The following is a 1,652-nucleotide window of genomic DNA, read 5'->3' as shown; positions in this document are numbered from 1 at the left end:
AATAGAATTATCCAAAGTCAGTCCCCGGCTCTCGTATCTCAGAGAGCTATTTTTGTATGACTGACTTCGGATAATTCGCTATTCATTATGCAAAGAAAGTAGTTATGCAAAGTAAATGCTTGAACTGCCGATGTTTATGTAGTTTTTTATGGATTTACTTTGCATAATCTCCCAAGATGATATCAGGGCTTGAGCCCAAATATCATTTGGGGGGAACGATCATGCAGAGCAAACCATTAACAAAACTCCTGGAAGAACTAGAACAGGAACTGATGCGACTCGGCTATACAGAAGGTTCTCTTAAGTTTTACCGTCGCCGTTGGAAGATGCTTCTGGATTTTGCCAAGTCTCGGGGAGAAAACTACTTCAGCGAACAACTGGGTATCGACTTTGTTGAAAAGCACTTTAACATTCTGGAAAAGGATTTTGACAAAACTCTTTCTCAAAAGGATACTCAGGAGCTACGTGTAATCAGGATGGTAGGTGACTTTCAGCTTCACCACTCTGTACTGCGGCGCTATTACAAGCACAAGGAAATATTGACAGATCCGTATTACATCAACATTAGTGATGATTTTCAAAACTACTGTAAAGAAAAAGGTTATTCAAAATCCACTATTGACCACTATGTAAAGCAATCTGCATATTTTATGGACTACCTTGCTTCCCAGGAAATCAGCAACTGCAGCGATATCACTTTGGAACTAATCAACAGATATATTCGGACACTTGCCGGTTATACCTATAAAACGGTAGAGCAGAATATCTGTTCAATGCGGACGTTCTTCCGTTTTCTTCAGGAAAGGGGAATCGTCAGCACGGATTTTGCATCAAAGACGCCTATGGTTCAGGCAAGGAAACAAACAAGAATACCATCTGTATGGACAAAGGATGAACTTAAGGCGCTCATTAACGCTATCGACCGTGGAAGCCCAAAGGGGAAACGTGATTATGCCATTATCCTTCTAGCCTGCTCCCTTGGTCTTAGGTGTACCGATATCAAACAACTGAAAACGGAAAATTTCCATTGGGAAGCAAAAAAACTGGTATTAACGCAATCTAAGACAAAGGAACCGCTGGTACTTCCCCTTATCCCGGAAGTAGGATGGGCAGTCATTGATTATCTCCGGTATGGCCGACCAAAGGTGGACAGCCCATATATCTTCATCCGGCATACAGCGCCGTTCCTTCCATTTACTGAAGGAGACCATCTTAACCAGATAATCAAGCATTACATGGTCGAAGCACACCTTCCCACCTTAAAGAAACGAAGGGGGATGCATTCCTTAAGGCACACCGCGGCCTCGCTTATGCTGGAGAATGATACGCCATTGGCGGTCATCTCCGATATCCTTGGTCACGCCGACACCGATTCTACAGTCGTATACCTCAAGGTTGACTTGAAGAAGCTGAAGGAATGCCCGCTGGAAATTCCGGAGGTGACCCGCAATGAGTAATTTTATTTATGAGGGTCCCTTTGGCAAGCACATTCAGGATTTCGTACAGCTCAAGAAAGCAATAGGATACAAATATGACACCGAGGCCCGGCATCTGAAGGGGAGTGTGAATATTTTCGTGTAAATGGTTTTGAACCTTTTAGTTTTAGATAAGACCGGGGTTAATTAGAAACAACCAGGCAGCCCTTTACATGG

General features: G+C 43.2%; 2 protein-coding genes. Both read left to right on the top strand.

Translation table 11 applies throughout. From position 1 onward, the window contains the following. The first annotated feature begins 221 nt into the window (after positions 1 to 221). Positions 222 to 1,457 carry a site-specific integrase gene (locus BM299_RS18755; RefSeq protein WP_092488074.1) on the top strand — a complete coding sequence of 412 codons (1,236 nt, stop codon included), beginning with the start codon at positions 222 to 224 and terminating at the stop codon, positions 1,455 to 1,457. Beyond that, positions 1,450 to 1,581, top strand: a complete 132-nt coding sequence (locus BM299_RS20295; RefSeq protein WP_281246402.1) for a hypothetical protein — start codon at positions 1,450 to 1,452, stop codon at positions 1,579 to 1,581. Before BM299_RS18755 ends, BM299_RS20295 begins: the two co-directional genes overlap by 8 nt. Positions 1,582 to 1,652: the final 71 nt, after the last annotated feature.

It is taken from the genome of Desulfoscipio geothermicus DSM 3669 (assembly GCF_900115975.1).
Lineage (GTDB): Bacteria > Bacillota > Desulfotomaculia > Desulfotomaculales > Desulfallaceae > Desulfoscipio > Desulfoscipio geothermicus.
The sequence above is the reverse complement of the archived record's forward strand: the minus strand, read 5'-3'. Positions and strand labels throughout refer to the sequence as shown.

Excerpts from the sequence above, each read along its gene's own strand:
- BM299_RS20295 (WP_281246402.1), top strand. The coding sequence starts at position 1,450 with ATGAGTAATTTTATTTATGAGGGTCCCTTTGGCAAGCACATTCAGGAT.
- BM299_RS18755 (WP_092488074.1), top strand. The coding sequence starts at position 222 with ATGCAGAGCAAACCATTAACAAAACTCCTGGAAGAACTAGAACAGGAA.